Raw genomic sequence first — 19,369 nt, 5'->3', positions numbered from 1 at the left:
TATATCATCCTGTAATTTAATATATTTGATTAAAGTGTATTTAGTTTTTCGCCAACTGTAAACCAAGCCTTGCGTGAGTTTAACAAATCTTGGGCAGACATCGGTTTTTTCCCAGCAGGTTGCAAAAGTATCATATTCAATGCGCCGTTGCTGGTTGCAATACAAATGCCATTTTTATTGGCTTGCAAAATTGTGCCAGCCGTCTGTTTTGAATCCATTTTTACCACATGGGCTTGCCATACTTTTACAGGCTCACCATTAACCTCAAAATAACTCACTGGCCATGGGTTAAAAGCCCGAACGCAACGTTCAAGTTGCACGGCAGGCAAATTCCAATCAAGTTTAGCTTCCTGTTTTGACAACTTTTCGGCATAGGTTGCTTGCGCCTCATCTTGTTTTTCAGGTTGGATTTTTCCTTCAGTGATTAACTCTAATGTATCAAGCAAGCCTTGGGGACCGAGTTTTGCGAGTTTCTCATACAGTGATGCGCTAGTATCGGATTGCTCAATAGGACAGGTAAGCTTATAAAGCATATCACCCGTATCAAGCCCTGCATCCATCTGCATAATGGTAATGCCTGTTTCTTCATCGCCTGCCCAACATGCACGTTGAATTGGCGCAGCACCTCGCCAACGGGGTAATAACGAACCATGCACATTTAAGCAACCTAATCTAGGTATACCAAGTACAGCTTGTGGCAAAATAAGTCCATAAGCAACAACAACCATAATGTCAGCATTTAATTCAGCAATGATTTTTTGATTTTCTTCGGATTTAAGCGTTGCTGGTTGATAAACAGGAATATTATGCTCAACAGCTAATTGTTTAACAGGGCTTGCTGTTAATTTATTACCACGACCTGCAGGGCGATCTGGTTGCGTAAAAACAGCAATTACATTATGGCGTGAGTTAATCAGAGCTTTTAAATGAGTTGCAGCAAAATCGGGTGTACCAGCAAAAATAATATTTAAAGGTTTAGTTGCATGTGGCATAAGTGTTATGTCCATAATCAAAAATTTATCTGAATTATACCCGAAATTTTAGTGAGAATCTTTAATCAAAAAAACTCATAGATATGATAAACATCTTTAGTTGGTATTAAATTTGATAATATTTATATACATTAGGTTATGTTGTGTAATTATCCCTCTAATTTAATACGATTAAACGGTATAAATGATTTCAGAAAAAACGCTTTATGGGTTTCTAGCGAATTATTTTAATCGATGAGATCCTTATCTTGCATCATGTTAGGCATAGTTATATTATGACTATAATGCAATATTATTTAAGGAATAAATTATGTTAAAATCAATTGATCCAACAACAACCCAATCTTGGAAATCCCTTCAAGCTAGTTACAAAAAACACCACAATAAAACCATTGCACAAATTCTGGAAGAAGAACCAAAACGTGTTGAAAAGCTTACTATTCCTTTTGAAGAAGAGTTTTTGGTTGATTTATCTAAAAATAGAGTGACACAAGAGACGCTAGAGTTGCTTTATAAGCTAGCTGATGAATGCGATCTAATTGGTGCTACTAAAGCCATGTATAGTGGTGAAAAGATTAATCTTACAGAAAATCGAGCTGTATTACATGTTGCATTACGTAATGTATCAAATACACCAATTTATGTTGATGGTAAGAATGTGATGGATGATGTTAATGCTGTCTTAGCTAAGATGGAGTCATTCAGTAAAAAAATCATTAATGGTGAATGGAAAGGATACACAGGTAAAGCCATTACTGATGTGGTCAATATTGGTATTGGTGGTTCGGATCTAGGGCCAGTAATGATTACCGAAGCACTACGACCTTACAAAAACCACTTGAACATGCATTTCGTATCAAATGTAGATGGCACACATATCGTTGAAGCGTTAAAAGGCTTAAATCCTGAAACCACTTTATTTTTGGTTGCATCCAAAACCTTTACCACTCAAGAAACTATGACAAATGCACAAACAGCACGAGCATGGTTACTTGATGCTGCTAAAGATGATAAAGCAGTTGCTTTGCACTTTGTTGCTCTTTCAACTAATGCTAAAGAAGTTGAAAAATTTGGTATTGATACAGCTAATATGTTTGAATTTTGGGATTGGGTTGGTGGACGTTATTCATCTTGGTCGGCAATTGGCTTATCGATTGTTTTATCAATTGGTTTTGATAACTTCAAACAATTTTTAGCTGGTGGCCATGCGATGGATAAGCACTTCCAGAGCGCACCAATTGATAAAAATATCCCAACGTTACTGGCATTAATTGGTATTTGGTACAACAATTTTTGTGGTGCTGAAACTGAAGCTATTTTACCATATGATCAGTACATGCACCGTTTTGCGGCTTATTTCCAACAAGGAAATATGGAGTCAAATGGTAAAAGTGTCGATCGCAACGGTAATAAAACACCTTACACAACAGGTCCAATTATTTGGGGCGAACCAGGAACCAATGGTCAACATGCATTTTATCAATTAATTCACCAGGGTACTAAACTCATCCCTTGTGATTTTATTGCGCCAGCAATAAGCCATAATCCAGTTGGAGATCATCACCCAAAATTATTATCTAACTTTTTTGCTCAAACTGAAGCTTTAGCTTTTGGTAAAACAAAAGAACAGGTCGAGCAAGAGTTCATAGCTGCAGGAAAAAATCTTGATGAAGTGAAATCTGTTGTACCATTTAAAGTATTTGAAGGTAATAAACCAACTAATTCAATATTAGTGAAAAAAATTACACCTTATGCTCTTGGTGCCTTAGTTGCGATGTATGAGCATAAAATCTTTACTCAAGGAGTTATTCTTAATATATTTAGTTTTGATCAATGGGGTGTTGAACTTGGTAAACAACTTGCTGGACGTATTTTACCTGAATTAGCAGATGATAAACCAGTTAGCTCTCACGATGATTCAACAAATAGCTTAATCAACCAATACAAAAAATGGCGTTAAGTATTATTAAAAAAGATAAGTTATAATATAAAAAAACCTTCAGCTAAAACTGAAGGTTTTTTATAATAGTGAAAAAATTATTTTTTCACACGCATTATTGGAGTTTTACCTGCTTCGACAGAGCCAGATAATTTATTTAATTCTATTATGCTTTCCATATTAGAAATAACCACTGGAGTTAATACGGATTTGGCTTTGCTTTCAAGTAAAGGTAAATCAATTTCAATAATAGTATCTCCTACTTTTACCTGCTGACCTTCTTCAGCAACTCGTTTGAAGCCTTCACCTTTTAGTTCTACTGTATCAATACCAAAGTGAACAAAAAGCTCAATGCCCTCATCCGATTCTATAGCAAAAGCGTGGTTGGTTTCGAAAATTTTGCCTATTTTTCCACTTAATGGAGCGACAATTTTATTACCAGAAGGTTTAATTGCTACCCCATCACCAACGATTTTTTCAGCAAAAACCACATCTGGTACATCTTCGATTTTGACAATTTCGCCACTTAAGGGAGCAATAATCTCGATGCTGTTTTTATTATCATCGGATACGAATTGCTTAATTTTATCGAATAGACCCATTATTGCCTCCTAACAAATTTGCTTTTCAGTAGTGTAATTTTCAATTAAATCAATAATTTCTTTAGAAGTTGCTTTTTCTAATACAGTATCAGCAAATTTTTTCGCTTCTTCATAGTTAGTATTGCGAATTAATTTTTTGATTTTAGGAATTGATACTGCACTCATACTAAATTCATCAAGTCCCATACCAAGCAATAAGATTGTGGCTCTCTCATCACCAGCAAGCTCTCCACACATACCCGTCCATTTACCTTCTTTATGAGAAGCATCGATAACATTTTTAATCAGAGTTAACACTGAAGGCGAAAACGGATTATAAAGGTGAGAAATTAATTCGTTACCACGGTCAACGGCAAGTGTATATTGTGTTAAGTCATTGGTACCGATACTAAAAAAGTCTACTTCCTTGGCTAAGTGATGTGCAATCACAGCGGCTGCAGGAGTTTCAATCATTACACCGATTTCAATATTTTTATCAAATGATTTGCCTTCAGCAGTCAATTGTTCTTTAAGAGCATTGATTTCGGATTTTAATGTTCGGATTTCTTCAACAGAAATAATCATTGGGAACATAATGCGTAATTTACCAAATGCTGATGCACGCAAAATTGCGCGTAGTTGTGCATGAAGTACTTCTTTACGATCTAAACAGATTCGAATTGCTCGCCAACCTAAGAATGGATTCTCTTCTTTTGGTAAATGCATATAAGGTATATCCTTATCGCCACCAATATCCATGGTACGGACAATTACCGATAAACCATTGGTTGATTCAGCTACTTCTTTATATGCTTTAAACTGTTCTTCTTCATCAGGATAAGCTTCGCGATCCATAAATAAGAATTCAGTACGGTATAGACCAACACCTTCATAACCGTTACGTTCAGCACCAGCAATATCACGCACTGTACCAATGTTACCGCAAATTTCTACTTGATGGCCATCAAGGGTTACAGCAGGTAGATCTTTCAATTTAGCTAGTTCTTCTTTATCACTAATATATTTAGCTTGAACTTGTTTTAATTTTTCTTGAGTTGTGTGATCTGGATTGATATAAATAGCATTATTTATAGCATCTAAAATAACAAAATCGCCATGTTTGATTGCTTGAGTTGCATTAGATGTTCCGACGATAGCTGGTATCTCTAAAGAGCGAGCCATAATTGAAGTATGCGAGGTGCGTCCACCAGCGTCAGTAATAAAACCTAGCACCATATCCAAGTTTAGCTGAGCTGTTTCAGAAGGTGTTAAATCGGTTGCAACTAAAATACATGGTTGGCTAATAGCACTCAAGTCAACAATTTCAATACCTAAAATATTTTTGAGTAAACGTTTACCAATATCACGAATATCTGCGGCACGTTCTTTTAGATATTCATCATCTAGATTTTCTAATTCTTTAGCTTGAGTTTCAAATACAGATTGAACAGCGGCATCAGCGGTTGAATGTTTACTTTGAATACGAGAAATAACTTCTTGTTCAAGATCCTCATCTTCAAGAAGCATAATATGCCCTTCAAAAATGGCCGCTTTATCTTCGCCTAATGTGGATTTTGCTCGTTCCATAATCGTATGTAGCTGTTTACTTGATTTTTGGCGAGCTTCCTTGAAGCGCTCAATTTCAGCCTCAATCTTGTTATCAAGAATTTGCCTATTACTAATAACAATAGGCTCTTCTTTTAATAATAGCGCTTTAGCAAAAGCGATACCGGGGGAAACAAGTGTACCTGATACCATAACATTTAATCCTTATTCTATTTTAAAACCGTTCATAGCTAATCGGGAGTTATTATTCCAACTCAGGAATTAATTTTACTAAATGAGCAACTGCTTCTTTTTCGTCTTCACCTTCGGCAGAAATGGTAATAGTTGTGCCTTGTGATAAGCCTAATGTTTGTAACTTAAACAGACTTTTAGCACTCGCACTTTTACCATTAGATGTGACAGTAATTTCTGCATTAAAGTTCTTTGCTTCTTTAACAAATTGTGCAGCAGGGCGGGTATGAAGACCGTTAGATGCAGTAATAGTTACATCTTGTTTATACATATTATTTTACTCCCAAAATATTTTGTTTCACCGACCAATATAAATAAAAACTGCCTGAAAGGCTAGTAAGATTTCATCGATCTTTTATATTAAGTCGTCGTATTAGCTATCATATTAAGATAGCCATACTTTATCAGTATCGGTAGATACGAGTGACTTTATCACTACATTTTTTAAATTCTACCTGTCCATGGATTCCATGTTTAATATTCTCAAAAACGATTTCTTCACTACCATCAAGTTGTGATATGCGGATCTCCTCTCTACAGAAAGCCTCGAATCGCTGTAATTCCTGCTCACTATTACCCAATTTATAAGATTTAGGTAAGTCTTGACTGGTTACATAGGTATGTATTTTATCTTGCACATCAAGGACAATTACGCCTTTATTCGATAAAAACGAACTACAGGAGGTTAATGATAATGTTAATCCTGCAAAAAATAATAATTGCAGTGAAAATTTCATGATAAATCCTATAATGTTCAAAATAATTCCTTTATAAAGCAAAGCAATCTGTTTATGATTTATAATTAGATGCAAATTATATACTAATAATTGAAGAAAGTGCAGAGTGCATTTTTCTTGATGTAATAATATTAGGGGAAGTTTATGTCAGATACTATTAATTACGACGAATTTAATCGCCAATTAATCCAAAATAAAATAGGCATTACCGCTGCTGAGTTACATGGTTTTCTTTCAGGCATATTAGCTGGAGGTAACAATGACGAGAGCTGGCGTCCATTAGTTGAGGATATGTTAAACAATGGTCAAAAAATGCCAACATCATTAGATGAAAAAATTAGCCAACTTTATGCGCTTATCAAACAGCAATTTTTTGAAGAAGATTTCAGCTTTCAGTTATTACTTAGCGACAAAGATTTATATACACAACTGGATGATTTAGTTGGTTGGGTAAATCATTTTTTACTTGGTATTGGACTTGTGCAACCTAAAATTAACCACATCAAAGGTGATGTTGGTGAAGCTATTTATGATCTACGTCAAATTATTAAACTAGGCTATGATGAAAATGAAGATCAACAAGAGCTTGGTTTTGCTTTTGAAGAGATAAAAGAGTATGTTCGCATAACTTCTATGCTATGTTTTGATGAATTTAACGAATTTAATGAGGCTGACACACCTCCAACAATCCATTGATATTAATAACATTACATCTTCAGGGGCATCACAATGATAAATACTGATATCGAAACAGAACTTTTTGCACGTCGAGAAAAATTACTAGCTCAAATGATACCAAATAGTGTTGCACTTTTTTTTGCTGCTCCAGAAATGACGAGGAGTAATGACACCCACTACCCATATCGACAAAATAGCGACTTTTGGTATTTTACACTTTTTTCTGAACCAGAAGCGGTATTTGCAGTAGTTAAACAAAAAGATAATACAACTAAATACATATTATTTAATCGCCCAAAAGATACGCTAGCAGAGACTTGGACTGGTTACCGTTTAGGTCAAGATGCCGCATTAAAGACGGTTTTTGTTGATGAAGCTTATACATTTGATGAGATTGAAAAAGTATTACCTGATTTATTAAATGGCAAAACGGCGGTTTACCATGCTGACCAACAGTATCAATATGCCGATAGAATCGTAGATCGCACAATGAATACTCTGCGACAAGGGAGTAGATTAAATCTTTATGCACCAAACAGCACGATCGATTGGCGACCGATAGTTCATCAAATGCGCATGTTTAAATCAGATTTTGAAATCAAAATATTGCGCAAGGCTTGCAAAATCAGCGCTCAATCTCACGTTCGAGCAATGCAAAAATGTAAACCGAATATGTATGAATATCAACTAGAAGCTGAAATCTTGCATGAATTTGCGTGGCATGGTGCACGGGCACCATCTTATAACACCATTGTTGGTAGTGGTAATAATGGATGTATACTGCATTATGAAAATAATAGTCAGCAGTTAAAAGATGGCGATTTAGTTTTAATTGATGCGGGTTGTGAATATCAGTACTATGCAGGCGATATAACTCGCACTTTTCCTATCAATGGCAAATTTAGCCAAGCTCAACTTGAAATTTATAACATCGTTTTAGCATCACAATATCAAGCCATTAAATTGTTTAAACCGGGTACTTCAATTATGGAAGTCAATAATCAAGTTGTAAGAACGATGGTAGAAGGTTTAGTAAAACTCGGGATTATGCAAGGTGATGTTGATAGCTTAATTGCTAATAAAGCTTATACACAATATTACATGCACGGTTTAGGCCATTGGTTAGGTATTGATGTGCATGATGTTGGTAGTGGACGAGATCGAATTCTAGAGTCAGGAATAGTATTGACTGTTGAACCAGGGCTTTATATTAATCAAGAATCAGATGTGCCTGCACAATATAAAGGTATCGGTATTCGGATCGAAGATAACATTTTAATTACTGACACAGGAAATGAAGTTCTGACAGGTGATGTTCCAAAAGATCCAGCTAAAATTGAAAAATTAATGGAAAATAAATTTACTCATTAATTGTGTCGTTACCGTAATTTTTAAAATAAAAATTACGGTTTTTTGTTTTCATCTACCTAATTATTAATCCAACTTAATTGATTTATCACGGTTAAAAATAATTCTAATTTTTAGGTCTTTTGCTGGAATTGGTTTGTACTTCCAAGTTTTCATGGCATTTATTACCGAACGATTAAATATATTATTAGGATTTGCTTCAACAATGCGAATATTTTCAACTCGCCCATCGCTGTTAATATCAAACATTGCTACCACATAGCCTTCTAAGCGCATATCAAGCGCTCGGCGTGGATACTCAGGTTGATTCCGTCTAATTGGAGAAGGATTACCTGAATATTGGCGATTATCTGAAAGTTTGGGCGCAACAGAGGTATTTGCCAAATTATCACTAACCACTTCTTGCCTAACTTGTTTATGAGAAGCTTTTTGGACTGGCCTGCGCTTTTTTTTCGGCTTTTTCTCTTTTTTTACTACAACTTCCTTTTGGGGTTCAACTGTTGATTTATCGGGTATTTTTTTGAGAATAGATTCAGGAATTTCTTCCTTAACTACTTCAGGTTCAACAACAGGATCAACTGGTTTTTCTTCAATTTGTTTGTTATCGATCAGTTCACTATTTTCCGCACCTTGAATTTCTGGAGTATTTTCAACTAATGATTGTTCAGGGGCGGCAAATTGGGATAGATCGACCATAATAGCTTTAATCGCATTATCGCCTTCATCAACAGCAACATTTTTAGCAAACAAGGCAGAACTAAAGAGCAGAGCAAATAAGATAAGATGCGACAATACAGAAACTGATGTACATACATAGTTGTTTTTAGGCTTTTTTTTAATTGGACTCAAAGGGGCCTTAGTATTATCGAGATCTATATCAAAGTTAATCTTCATAATAATAATCATATTTAACTTAATGACAGTTATTCTAAATGAAAATGCTTATCATTTGTAGTGTTATTTTAAAATAAGATAGATGAAACCTTGTTGCATAAAGATATTTATCAGATAATAGAAAATAAATATCTATTATTTGTAGTGGTTAGGCTGATGAATACTCCATCAATGAATCAAATACTCGATCTTGTTAAAAATGATTTAGTCAAAGTAAATGAGGCAATACAGGCAGAACTAACTTCTGATGTGGCTTTAATTAATCAATTAGGCAATTACATCATTAGTAGTGGTGGCAAACGTATACGCCCTGTTATCGCATTATTAATAGCCAAAGCACTCAACTACCAAGGCGATAAACATATTATCACTGCTGCTTTTATTGAATTTATTCATACCGCCACCTTATTGCATGATGATGTTGTTGACGAATCCGATTTACGCCGAGGCAAATCAACCGCTAATGCACTTTTTGGCAATGCCGCGAGCGTATTAGTTGGCGATTATATTTACACACGCTCTTTTCAAATGATGGTACGTACAGAATCGTTTAAAGTATTGACGATCATGTCGGCTGCAACCAATGTAATAGCTGAAGGTGAAGTACAACAGTTGATTAATTGTAACGATCCAGATATCACAAAAGAACAATATTTAGATGTAATTTATCGAAAAACGGCACGTCTATTTGAAGCAACAGCGCATTCTGCTGCTGTCCTAGCTGGAGCTAATGAGGAGCAAGAACTCGCCTTACAAGAATATGGAAAATATTTAGGCACAGCCTTTCAAATCATTGATGATCTACTCGATTATAGCGCTGATAGCAATCAAAAATTAGGTAAAAATTTAGGGGACGATCTTAACGAAGGCAAGCCCACTCTACCGCTTTTACATGCTATGCACCACACAAAAAATGCTCAAGATGCGGCATTAATACGCCAAGCAATAGAGCAAGGTAATGGTCGACAATTATTAGATCGTATTTTAAACATCATGGACGAATGTGGTTCGCTAGATTTTACGTTACAAACTGCTCAAAAAGAAGCGCAAAAAGCGTTTGACGTTATCGCAATTTTACCTGATTCGCCTTATAAACAAGCGTTACAAGATCTTGCCTTATTGTCAGTAAAAAGAGAAAACTAACTAGCCAATAAATCAATTAAATATATGCTTTTTATACTCAAACACATAGTTTCCTGAAACTTTTTGTCATTAGTTTCATATACAATAACTTTAATTTAAGGTAATTATTTATGCTTAAAAGGTTTTGGCCTGTTTTGTTAATTTTTATCTCGATGATTTCAGTCCAAGGTAGTGCCTCAATAGCCAAATATCTGTTTCCTGTATTAGGGCCTGAAGGGATGACAGCTTGGCGACTATTTTTTTCAGCAATTATGCTAATTTTAATATTCAAGCCGTGGCGTAAAACACTGACAAAACAAGCATTAAAATACATTTTTTTATACGGTATTTCAATTGGTTGTATGAATTTAGCGTTTTACAACGCAATCGCAAGAATTCCGCTAGGTATTGCAGTTGCCATTGAACTCACAGGGCCAATTATGGTGGCGATGTGCTCCTCGCGTAAAGTACTTGATTTTATTTGGTTAGGTGTTGCTATTATTGGCTTGGCTATGCTTTTACCCATTGAACAAGCCTCAAGCAATTTAGATCCCAAGGGTATTTTATTTGCGCTATTAGCTGGAAGTGGTTGGGCGTGTTACATCTTATTCGGACGCAAAGCCAGCACTATTTATGGCTCAGCCAGCGTAGCGATTGGATCAGTCATTGCTTCGTGCTTTTTATTTCCTATTGGAATTTGGCAAAGTGGCAGTACCATGTTTTCGTTGGAATTGCTCCCAATGGTTTTTCTGGTCTCATTATTAGCATCAGCAATCCCTTATGGATTAGACATGATTGCACTACCAAAATTACCGGCACAAACATTTAGTACATTAATGAGCTTATCGCCTGTTTTTGCCGCGCTTTCTGGGCTCATTGTTTTGCATGAACAACTAACCCACTACCAGTGCTTAGCCATTATTTTTATTATTACCTCATCAATAGGTACAGTGCTAACTATGAGTCGCCCAGTAAAAATAAAATCGAGTAAACCAAACAATTAAACAATTAAAACCACTATCGCACTATTTATAAGTGGATAGTGGTTTATAAGTGCGATAGTGGTTGTACGGCAAGCTATAGTTAACAGTTACTAAATACTCAGATATAACTCATTTAATTGAAAATTTAGTATTAATGACTTAACGAGGAGGTAATCCCATACCACCGCCCATTAATCCTTTCATTTGGCGCATCATCTTCATCATGCCGCCACCTTTCATCTTTTTCATCATCTTTTGCATATCTTCGAACTGTTTTAACAGCTTGTTGACATCTTGAACCTGAGTTCCCGAACCGTTGGCAATACGGCGTTTACGAGAACCTTTAATGATTTCAGGATTAGCACGCTCTTTTAATGTCATTGAACCAATGATTGCCTCCATTTTGATGGTAATTTTATCATCCATCTGTGCTTTAATATGATCAGGAAGTTGACCAACACTGGGTAATTTAGCTAACAAAGCCCCCATTCCGCCCATATTACGCATCTGTTTTAACTGATCTTGGAAATCGTTAAAATCAAATTTATCACCTTTTTTTAGCTTCTTGGCAATTTTCTCGGCTTTTTCGCGATCGACGTTACTTTGTAATTCTTCAATTAAAGATAGCACATCGCCCATACCTAAAATACGTGAAGCAATGCGATCAGGATAAAATGGCTCTAAAGCGTCTGTCTTTTCACCCATCCCTAAGAATTTAATCGGTTTACCAGTAATGTGGCGAATTGATAACGCTGCACCGCCGCGAGCATCCCCGTCAACTTTTGTTAAAATTACACCAGTAAGCGGTAATGCATCATTAAACGCTTTAGCGGTATTAGCGGCATCTTGCCCTGTCATAGCATCGACCACAAATAGCGTTTCAATTGGATTGACAGCATGATGGAGTGCTTTGATTTCATCCATCATATCGCTATCAACATGCAAACGTCCTGCAGTATCAACAATTAACACATCAAAAAATTGCAATTTAGCATGAGAAATTGCTTTATTAACGATATTGACTGGCTTTTCAGCAATATCAGATGGAAAAACTTCAACATCAATAGCCTTAGCTAACGTTTCGAGCTGTTTAATCGCAGCAGGGCGATAAATATCGGCAGAAACAACCAACACTTTCTTTTTATGTTTTTCTTTTAAAAATTTAGCTAGCTTAGCAACGCTCGTTGTTTTACCTGCCCCTTGCAAACCTGCCATTAAAATCACTGCGGGTGGTTGAGTTGCCAAATTGAGCGAACTATTAACCTCACCCATAGCAGTTGTTAATTCTGCCTGAACTATTTTGATAAATTCTTGACCTGGGGTTAAGCTCTTATTGACATCTAATCCAACAGCCTTTTCTTTAACTTGATTAATAAATTCACGAACTACGGGTAGTGCAACATCGGCCTCAAGTAGTGCCATACGAACATCGCGCAATGCATCTTTGATATTATCTTCAGATAATCTTCCTCGACCACTAATATTGCGGAATGTCTGTGATAAACGGTCGGTTAAATTCTCGAACATATTAACTCTCGTAATAAATGAAAAATTGCCATTATCATATCAGAAAATTTCAATAAGTCCCACGATCATAATTTTGCACTGACTTGACACAAAATTGTGTTCCTGTTGAAATGAGGAAAGAGAAAAAGACGATTATTAATAATTACAAAACAGAATAGTTTAGACTAAAAAGGAGAAAATCGGACATGGCAAAAGTAATTAGTACTGATAAAGCGCCAGCAGCTATTGGGCCTTATGTTCAAGCAGTAGATTTAGGTAATATGTTATTTGCCTCAGGACAAATTCCATTAGATCCAACAACTGGTGAAATGCCAACTTGTGTTAAAGAGCAAGCCAAACAAAGTTTAGCGAATGTTAAAGCGATCATCACTGCGGCAGGCTATCAAGTAAATAATATCGTTAAAACGACTATTTTCTTATCTGATATCAATGACTTTGCTACGGTAAATGCAGTATACGAAGCCTTTTTTATTGAAAATAATGCATCTTTCCCTGCACGTTCTTGCGTACAAGTAGCTCGAATTCCCAAAGATGCCAAAGTCGAAATCGAAGTTATTGCCGCTAAATAAATTTGCTTATCAGATTAGCACCAATGGGTGCTAATTTTTGTCAAAAAGTTTCAGGTAACTATGTGTTTCAGTATAAAATTAATATAAAAACATGACTTTTTGGGTTATTTTGTTCTTTATTCCTCTTATTAAAAAACGGCAATTTTCCAACCAAAAATCAACTTAATTATTTGCTATTAAACTATTATTTAATGATTGATCGCCAATAGAGTTGGTGCAATAATCTACAATTATTTATTATTATTATTTGTACCAATTGGATTGTAAAAATGTTTGAAAAAGTAGAGCCGTACGCAGGGGACCCCATCTTATCACTAGTAACTGAATTTATTAATGATAGTCGAGACAACAAAATAAATTTAAGTATTGGTTATTATTATGATGAAAATAGCATAGTGCCTCAATTACAATGTATTAAAACGGCGCGTGATTATATCTATCATCACAACCAAGATGCTCAATTGTATTTACCCATGAGTGGCCTACCAGCTTATTGCCAAGCGATCCAATCTTTATTATTTGGTGAAGATCATTCGGCCTCTAAAGATAAACGTATCGCAACGATACAAACCTTAGGCGGATCGGGTGCTCTTAAAATAGGTGCTGATTTTTTATTTCGCTATTTCCCAAATTCACAAGTATGGGTCAGCGATCCAACTTGGGAAAATCACATCGCCATTTTTAATGGTGCAGGTTTTAAAGTAAACCAATATCCTTACTTTGATGAACAAACATGTGGCGTAAAATTTGAAGCAATGCTTGAAACATTAAATCAATTACCAGCTAAAAGCATAGTCTTACTACACCCTTGTTGCCATAACCCAACTGGCGCTGATCTAACGCAAGCACAGTGGGATAAAGTAATAGCAGTTTTACAAGAACGAGATCTCATTCCATTTATGGATATTGCTTATCAAGGCTTTGGCAAAGGTATTGAACAAGACGTTTATGCGATTCGAAAAATGGCAGATGCAGGATTGTGTGGATTTGTTAGTAACTCATTTTCGAAAACATTTTCACTTTATGGTGAACGAGTGGGAGGATTATCTGTTTTATGTGATAACAGCCAGATCGCTAACCGTGTGTTAGGACAGTTACAAGCAACGGTTCGCCAAAATTATTCAACCCCAGCGGCATATGGCGTGCAGTTAGTAAGTTATGTTTTAAATAATCCAGAACTTAAAGCACAATGGTTAAAAGAAGTCGAATCCATGAGAACTCGCATCGTAACCATGCGATCAACTCTGGTTGAATTATTAAAAAAAGCGGCACCTGATTGTCATTTTGATTATTTAGTAAAACAGCAGGGCATGTTTAGTTATACCGGTTTTAGTAAAGAGCAAGTTACACAATTAAAAGATACTTTTGCTATTTATTTGGTGGGTAGCGGAAGAATGTGTGTAGCGGGTTTAAATCACCATAATATCGAACGTGTGGCAGAAGCATTTGCTGCACTAAAACAATCATGTTAATAAAGGAGTGTATTTTTATGTTCCATAAAATGTTAATGTTAATATTAGGTATAGCAATGACGACTTTAGTTGTTGGATGTAACACCGTAAAAGGTGTTGGTCAAGATGTCGAATCGGGTGGAAAAGCCATTTCACATACAGCCGAAAAAGTGAGTGATAAAATGTAACTAAGGTTATAGACTATCTACAAATATTTTAATGTCTTAAATATATTTGGTTAAATGTCACGTATTTTATTTACAGTTACATTATTTTTACTTGTTGGGTGCAGCTCGTTAAACTTTCGAGCTGCACCTTTAACTATGGAAAATTGTCAATATTCAAACCTATCAGGTATTGAATTTTTATTAAACCCACTCCCTTCAAATAAACTAAGCTATCAGCATGTTTATATTAGCCAGAGTCGAGAAGGCAAACATTTGCCCAGTAGTTATGCAGGAATAAAAGGCAAATTAACCGATCAAATTCTTATTCGCAATTATCCCAAACAGACATTTTGGCGAACGCCAAATTTATTTGAAAGGGCCTCTTTATATGAGGATGGATATGATGACCTTTACATCAGCAAAGCACAAAAAGAGGCACGTGATCGAAAAGCAAAATTTGTAGTAAGACAAGCCGTGTTACAAAATTGCCAAATCGTTTATATCGCTATTGATTCTTTAGCTAAAGACAGAGATAATCCTTTGCTAATTGAATCTAACGATTTATCGATTATTAAACAGGTACAAAAATGATCAAGGAAAAAGAACTTAAAGGATTAGGCGGTTGGCTAATTTTAGTTGGTATTGAATTAATTTTTTGTTTTATTTTTATTGGATATGTTACTTTTTCTAGACTAAATGCGATTAATTTTATCGGCGTGTGGACACAATTATTGGATCCCTACTCGGAAATGCACACAATTCATTTGGGTCTGTTTATTTTAGGTGACATGGGGCTAAATTGTTTATTTTTGCTTTTAAACGCTTATATTATATTTTTATATTTTACTAAAAGTTATAAATTTCCTAACTTTTTTATTATATTTAGTAGCAGTTTTATTGTTTTTAAGCTAATTCAAAGATGTTGGTATCTTTTTATCGTGTTACCATTTGAAGTTAAATTTGAGTTTTCTTTTATAAAAGATATTGTTATAGCAATCATTTATACCTGTATTTGGATTGCTTATGTGTTGAAGTCAGTTCGAGTTAAAAATACATTTGTTAATGGTCGCCATAGTGAAGTTACTCATAGCGACATAATTAGTTAATTTGTTTTAAGGAAATAAAATGACATCAAATTTAGAAAATTTAGTAAATGGAAAAGTAACAAAAGCGGTTATCCCTGTTGCAGGTTTGGGTACTCGTATGTTACCAGCAACTAAAGCTATTCCAAAAGAGATGCTCCCCGTTGTTGACAAGCCACTTATTCAATATGTAGTTAAAGAGTGTATTGCCGCAGGCATAACTGAAATTATATTTGTTACGCACTCATCAAAAAACTCAATTGAAAACCATTTCGATACTAGTTTTGAATTAGAAGCCATGTTAGAGGCGCGTGTTAAACGCCAATTATTACAAGAAGTACAAGGCATTTTACCTAAAAATGTCACCATAACTAGCGTCCGCCAAGGTTTGGCAAAAGGGCTTGGTCATGCGGTATTATGTGCTTATCCTTTAGTTGGTGATGAACCATTTGCTGTTGTTTTACCTGATGTGATTATTGATGAATACGAAAGTGACCTTGCCAGCGATAATTTAGCCGCAATGATCAAAAATTATCATGAAACTAAACATAGTCAAATCATGGTAGAGCCCGTGCCAAAAGAATTAGTTTCTTCTTACGGTATTGTTGATTGTCGTGGTCAAGAGCTATCTGCGGGTAATGTTGCACAAATGTACAGCGTAGTTGAAAAACCATCAGTTGAAGAAGCCCCATCAAACCAATCCGTTGTTGGACGTTATGTTCTATCTGAAAAAATCTGGCCTCTACTTGCCAAAACGCCATTAGGTGCAGGTGGTGAAATTCAATTGACCGACGCAATTGCTATGTTACTTGAAGAAGATTGTGTTGATGCCTATTGCATAAAAGGTCGTAGTCATGACTGCGGTAATAAACTTGGCTATGTACAAACATTTGTACAATACGCAATGCGACATAAAAGCTTAGGTAGCGATGTTAAAGCTTGGTTAAAAACGCTTTAATTTTTGATTTAGGTTAGCTAGGTTTCGAATGTTTTGACCTTTTGTGGAAATAATTAACATCAGTGACAACATCCGAAACCATTACACTGCCCCCTCTAAGCCTGCAATAACCGCTAGGTTTATTTAAAAATAAAAACTTCAATAAAATCAATGGCCCATCTGAGCGATTTTAAAGCAAAAAACACATCTATAGCTCCACAATGTTAATAAGTTTGCTTTATCACAGCATCAAAATATACCGATAACCAAGTAAAGCTAGTACGTCAAACTGGGCTGTTGGGTGTGTTTGTGTTTTAGATGTTATCAGCAATATTAATCATTCCGCAAAAATCAAAAAGTCCTAAAGCTAACACCACATTTTAATTATAAAATTCACTGGATCGGCTACACTAATTAGTACCAGTTTTATAAGGTCATTGTTATGATAAACTAAAAATAAGAGAAGGTAACAACAATGGCAATCGATTCATCACGAAGAGCAAAACGTAGCTTTACTAACGAGTTCAAAAAACAAATGGTCATGCTATATCAAAATGGTAAAAAACGTGCGGATATCGTCGCAGAGTATGACCTCACCAAATCAGCATTAGATAATTGGATAATGCAGTACCAAACTACCGGCTCATTCATCGCAAAAGATAATCGTCGAACTGAAGAGAACGAACTTATCGCGCTACGCAAAGAGAATAAACGCTTGTTAATGGAGAATGATATCCTAAAGCAAGCGGCGTTGGTAATGGGAAGAAAATCGAGTTAATTTTACATAATAAGCATCGATACAGCTTACGTGCATTATGTCGATGTTTAAATGTAACCCGAAATCGTTTCTATTATCAACGGCAATTAACGCAGCAATCACAAGATATATCGCTGAGTGAAATAGTGGGTAAAATTTTTAATACTAATTATCGTGCTTATGGCACAAGGCGTCTACAAGCAGAGCTGAGAAAGCAAGGCATAACCGTATCTCGACGCCGAATAGGTCGAATCATGGCGAAAAATGGCTGGGTTTCGAAATACACCTGTAAAAAATATTGTATTCATACAGAAAAAAGCAATGAATCACCAGTGGGGAATGAACTGAATCGAGAATTTGATATAGGTCAACCACGAAAGATATTGGTGACCGATTTAACCTATGTAAGAGTTAAACAACGTTGGCACTACCTTTGTGTAATTGTTGATATCAGTAATCGAGAAATAGTGGGGCGAAGTGCTGGCAGGCATAAAACAGCGGCACTGGTCATGCAAGCTATGAGTCAAATTCCAATGAACTTACAGACGATTGAGTTGTTTCATTCTGATAGAGGAAAAGAGTTTGATAATTATTTGATTGATGAATGTTTAACAGCATTTGGAATTAAACGGTCGTTAAGTCGCAAAGGCTGCCCCTATGATAACGCAATTGCAGAAAGCACATTCAAAGCAGTGAAAACAGAATTTGTGTCAAATACTATTTTTGATTCACTGGCGCAACTTAAATTGGAATTTAATCACTATGTGGATTGGTTTAATTATAATCGACTTCATTCAACATTAAATTACCAGTCGCCGATTGAATACAAAAGAAATCGATGACCTTATCTTTTTGGTACTAAAAAGTGTGGACATACCACACCTATCTATAAAACCGAATCGTTTTCATCTTTACATTTCTTTACAAAAAAGTCCGCAAAAAAACTAGTCAATCATCCCTTAAACGGCTATACTTTCATCGCTTTAGAAAGGTGAGCTTATTAAATAAGCGAATAAACATAAAAATTCAAATAAAACAAAATATTACTTGACAGGTGAAACGAAATGCAGTACCATTTTAGGCACAAGGCACAAGGCACAAGCACTGGCAAACCTATGTCTTAAATTTATCAAATAATCCTATTCGACAAGTTTTTACTCGAAACTTATTTATACCTTCCAAATTATTTTTCGAATTATTTTCGAAATTATCCACAAAACTATCTTTAAAAATCCCATTGGCATTAGCGCTATTGTTGTTATTGCCGTACTCTTTAGAATCGCAGGCATTATCGGCTACGACTTCTGAGCGCATTCACGGTACTGCGCCTTATTTAACTTTTGATGGCGGTGTTACTAAAGTGACTAAAATAGAAGACTTATTAGGTATTAAGTTATCAGATGGTCGAATATTCACACCGCAAAATAATCCTTCATCACCAACAGCGCCAATCGAGTTGGCTAATGTAGGGGATACCTTGGCTGATATTGAAATGATAGTCCCGCCATTAAGCGACTCAATAAATATAAATGACTTAGTGGCACAAGGTAAATGGGGAGATGATGATGGAGATGGACAGGGAGTAAATGGTATTTCCGCATTAGGAAGTATATCGTTAGCAATAACGGATAAATATGGTAATACCGTTAGTCGTGGTGATGCATTAAGTCTATGTCATGCCCCTTATAAGGTAACCTTAAGTAGTACTGGAGGAAATTTAGCTACGCAGTACGGTGTACCCAATAGTAGTACTTTTAGTGGAGGCACTGCGGAGTATTATATCACTTT

The 19,369-nt window shown here is 35.6% G+C and carries 20 protein-coding genes; 13 read left to right on the top strand and 7 right to left on the bottom strand.

What is annotated here, in order from left to right; translation table 11 throughout:
- Positions 1 to 29: 29 nt before the first annotated feature.
- Positions 30 to 992 carry a methionyl-tRNA formyltransferase gene (gene fmt / locus A9G32_RS08775; RefSeq protein WP_065589716.1) on the bottom strand — a complete coding sequence of 321 codons (963 nt, stop codon included), beginning with the start codon at positions 990 to 992 and terminating at the stop codon, positions 30 to 32.
- A gap of 310 nt (positions 993 to 1,302) precedes the next feature.
- Here fmt and pgi point away from each other — a divergent pair, with 310 nt between their 5' ends.
- On the top strand, positions 1,303 to 2,952 hold the full coding sequence (gene pgi, locus A9G32_RS08770; protein WP_065589715.1) for a glucose-6-phosphate isomerase: 1,650 nt from the start codon (positions 1,303 to 1,305) through the stop codon (positions 2,950 to 2,952).
- A 77-nt stretch (positions 2,953 to 3,029) separates the two neighbouring features.
- On the opposite strand, the gene crr is transcribed toward pgi, so the two are convergent.
- The 4 genes from crr to A9G32_RS08750 all read right to left on the bottom strand — a co-directional run bounded on the left by crr (position 3,030) and on the right by A9G32_RS08750 (position 6,046).
- Positions 3,030 to 3,533, bottom strand: coding sequence for a PTS glucose transporter subunit IIA (gene crr / locus A9G32_RS08765; protein ID WP_065589714.1), 504 nt, complete (start codon positions 3,531 to 3,533; stop codon positions 3,030 to 3,032).
- A 9-nt stretch (positions 3,534 to 3,542) separates the two neighbouring features.
- Positions 3,543 to 5,270, bottom strand: a complete 1,728-nt coding sequence (ptsI, locus tag A9G32_RS08760; protein ID WP_065589713.1) for a phosphoenolpyruvate-protein phosphotransferase PtsI — start codon at positions 5,268 to 5,270, stop codon at positions 3,543 to 3,545.
- A gap of 52 nt (positions 5,271 to 5,322) precedes the next feature.
- Positions 5,323 to 5,580, bottom strand: coding sequence for a phosphocarrier protein Hpr (gene ptsH, locus A9G32_RS08755; RefSeq protein ID WP_034911114.1), 258 nt, complete (start codon positions 5,578 to 5,580; stop codon positions 5,323 to 5,325).
- 133 nt (positions 5,581 to 5,713) lie between these two features.
- On the bottom strand, positions 5,714 to 6,046 hold the full coding sequence (locus A9G32_RS08750) for a hypothetical protein (RefSeq protein ID WP_065589712.1): 333 nt from the start codon (positions 6,044 to 6,046) through the stop codon (positions 5,714 to 5,716).
- Between the two features lie 144 nt (positions 6,047 to 6,190).
- On the opposite strand from A9G32_RS08750, the gene A9G32_RS08745 reads away from it, so the two are divergent.
- Complete coding sequence (locus A9G32_RS08745) at positions 6,191 to 6,742, top strand: UPF0149 family protein (protein ID WP_065589711.1); 552 nt, start codon at positions 6,191 to 6,193, stop codon at positions 6,740 to 6,742.
- A 33-nt stretch (positions 6,743 to 6,775) separates the two neighbouring features.
- Positions 6,776 to 8,095 carry a Xaa-Pro aminopeptidase gene (gene pepP, locus A9G32_RS08740; RefSeq protein WP_065589710.1) on the top strand — a complete coding sequence of 440 codons (1,320 nt, stop codon included), beginning with the start codon at positions 6,776 to 6,778 and terminating at the stop codon, positions 8,093 to 8,095.
- Positions 8,096 to 8,158: 63 nt separating this feature from the next.
- Here the strand turns inward: pepP and A9G32_RS08735 are convergent, their stop codons facing one another.
- A complete protein-coding gene (locus tag A9G32_RS08735; protein ID WP_176701340.1) occupies positions 8,159 to 8,986 on the bottom strand; it encodes a TonB family protein in 828 nt (275 codons plus the stop codon).
- A 156-nt stretch (positions 8,987 to 9,142) separates the two neighbouring features.
- Here A9G32_RS08735 and ispB point away from each other — a divergent pair, with 156 nt between their 5' ends.
- The gene (gene ispB / locus A9G32_RS08730) at positions 9,143 to 10,129 is read left to right on the top strand and encodes an octaprenyl diphosphate synthase (RefSeq protein ID WP_034911106.1); all 987 of its coding nucleotides are present in this window, start codon (positions 9,143 to 9,145) and stop codon (positions 10,127 to 10,129) included.
- A 110-nt stretch (positions 10,130 to 10,239) separates the two neighbouring features.
- A complete protein-coding gene (locus tag A9G32_RS08725) occupies positions 10,240 to 11,112 on the top strand; it encodes an EamA family transporter (RefSeq protein WP_065589708.1) in 873 nt (290 codons plus the stop codon).
- Between the two features lie 138 nt (positions 11,113 to 11,250).
- Here the strand turns inward: A9G32_RS08725 and ffh are convergent, their stop codons facing one another.
- Positions 11,251 to 12,618, bottom strand: coding sequence for a signal recognition particle protein (ffh, locus tag A9G32_RS08720; protein ID WP_065589707.1), 1,368 nt, complete (start codon positions 12,616 to 12,618; stop codon positions 11,251 to 11,253).
- 185 nt (positions 12,619 to 12,803) lie between these two features.
- Between ffh and A9G32_RS08715 the strand changes: the two genes are divergently transcribed.
- The 8 genes from A9G32_RS08715 to A9G32_RS08675 form a co-directional block, all read left to right on the top strand.
- The gene (locus tag A9G32_RS08715; RefSeq protein ID WP_065589706.1) at positions 12,804 to 13,187 is read left to right on the top strand and encodes a RidA family protein; all 384 of its coding nucleotides are present in this window, start codon (positions 12,804 to 12,806) and stop codon (positions 13,185 to 13,187) included.
- Positions 13,188 to 13,456: 269 nt separating this feature from the next.
- Complete coding sequence (locus A9G32_RS08710) at positions 13,457 to 14,659, top strand: amino acid aminotransferase (RefSeq protein ID WP_065589705.1); 1,203 nt, start codon at positions 13,457 to 13,459, stop codon at positions 14,657 to 14,659.
- 35 nt (positions 14,660 to 14,694) lie between these two features.
- Positions 14,695 to 14,826: an entericidin A/B family lipoprotein gene (locus A9G32_RS08705; protein WP_202112501.1), complete on the top strand. Its 132-nt coding sequence runs from the start codon at positions 14,695 to 14,697 to the stop codon at positions 14,824 to 14,826.
- A 135-nt stretch (positions 14,827 to 14,961) separates the two neighbouring features.
- Positions 14,962 to 15,396, top strand: coding sequence for a hypothetical protein (locus A9G32_RS08700; RefSeq protein WP_141672689.1), 435 nt, complete (start codon positions 14,962 to 14,964; stop codon positions 15,394 to 15,396).
- Entirely contained in the window at positions 15,393 to 15,911 is a 519-nt protein-coding gene (locus A9G32_RS08695) for a DUF2569 domain-containing protein (protein WP_065589703.1), read from the top strand. The genes A9G32_RS08700 and A9G32_RS08695 overlap by 4 nt, the downstream gene beginning before the upstream one ends.
- Before the next feature lie 19 nt (positions 15,912 to 15,930).
- The gene (gene galU, locus A9G32_RS08690) at positions 15,931 to 16,845 is read left to right on the top strand and encodes a UTP--glucose-1-phosphate uridylyltransferase GalU (RefSeq protein WP_034915305.1); all 915 of its coding nucleotides are present in this window, start codon (positions 15,931 to 15,933) and stop codon (positions 16,843 to 16,845) included.
- A 454-nt stretch (positions 16,846 to 17,299) separates the two neighbouring features.
- Positions 17,300 to 18,423, top strand: a protein-coding gene (locus tag A9G32_RS08680; RefSeq protein WP_141672900.1) for an IS3 family transposase whose coding sequence is annotated in 2 segments (ribosomal slippage) — positions 17,300 to 17,594 and positions 17,594 to 18,423 — 1,125 coding nt in all. Because the reading frame shifts where the segments join, the coding sequence is not laid out codon by codon here.
- A gap of 395 nt (positions 18,424 to 18,818) precedes the next feature.
- Positions 18,819 to 19,369: hypothetical protein (locus A9G32_RS08675; protein ID WP_141672899.1), on the top strand; the 551-nt coding region annotated here is incomplete at its 3' end.

The organism is Gilliamella sp. Gris3-2 (genome assembly GCF_001690345.1).
Classification (GTDB): Bacteria; Pseudomonadota; Gammaproteobacteria; order Enterobacterales; family Orbaceae; genus Gilliamella; species Gilliamella bombi.
Note: the sequence above shows the minus strand (reverse complement) of the source record. Positions and strands in the feature narration are given on the sequence as shown.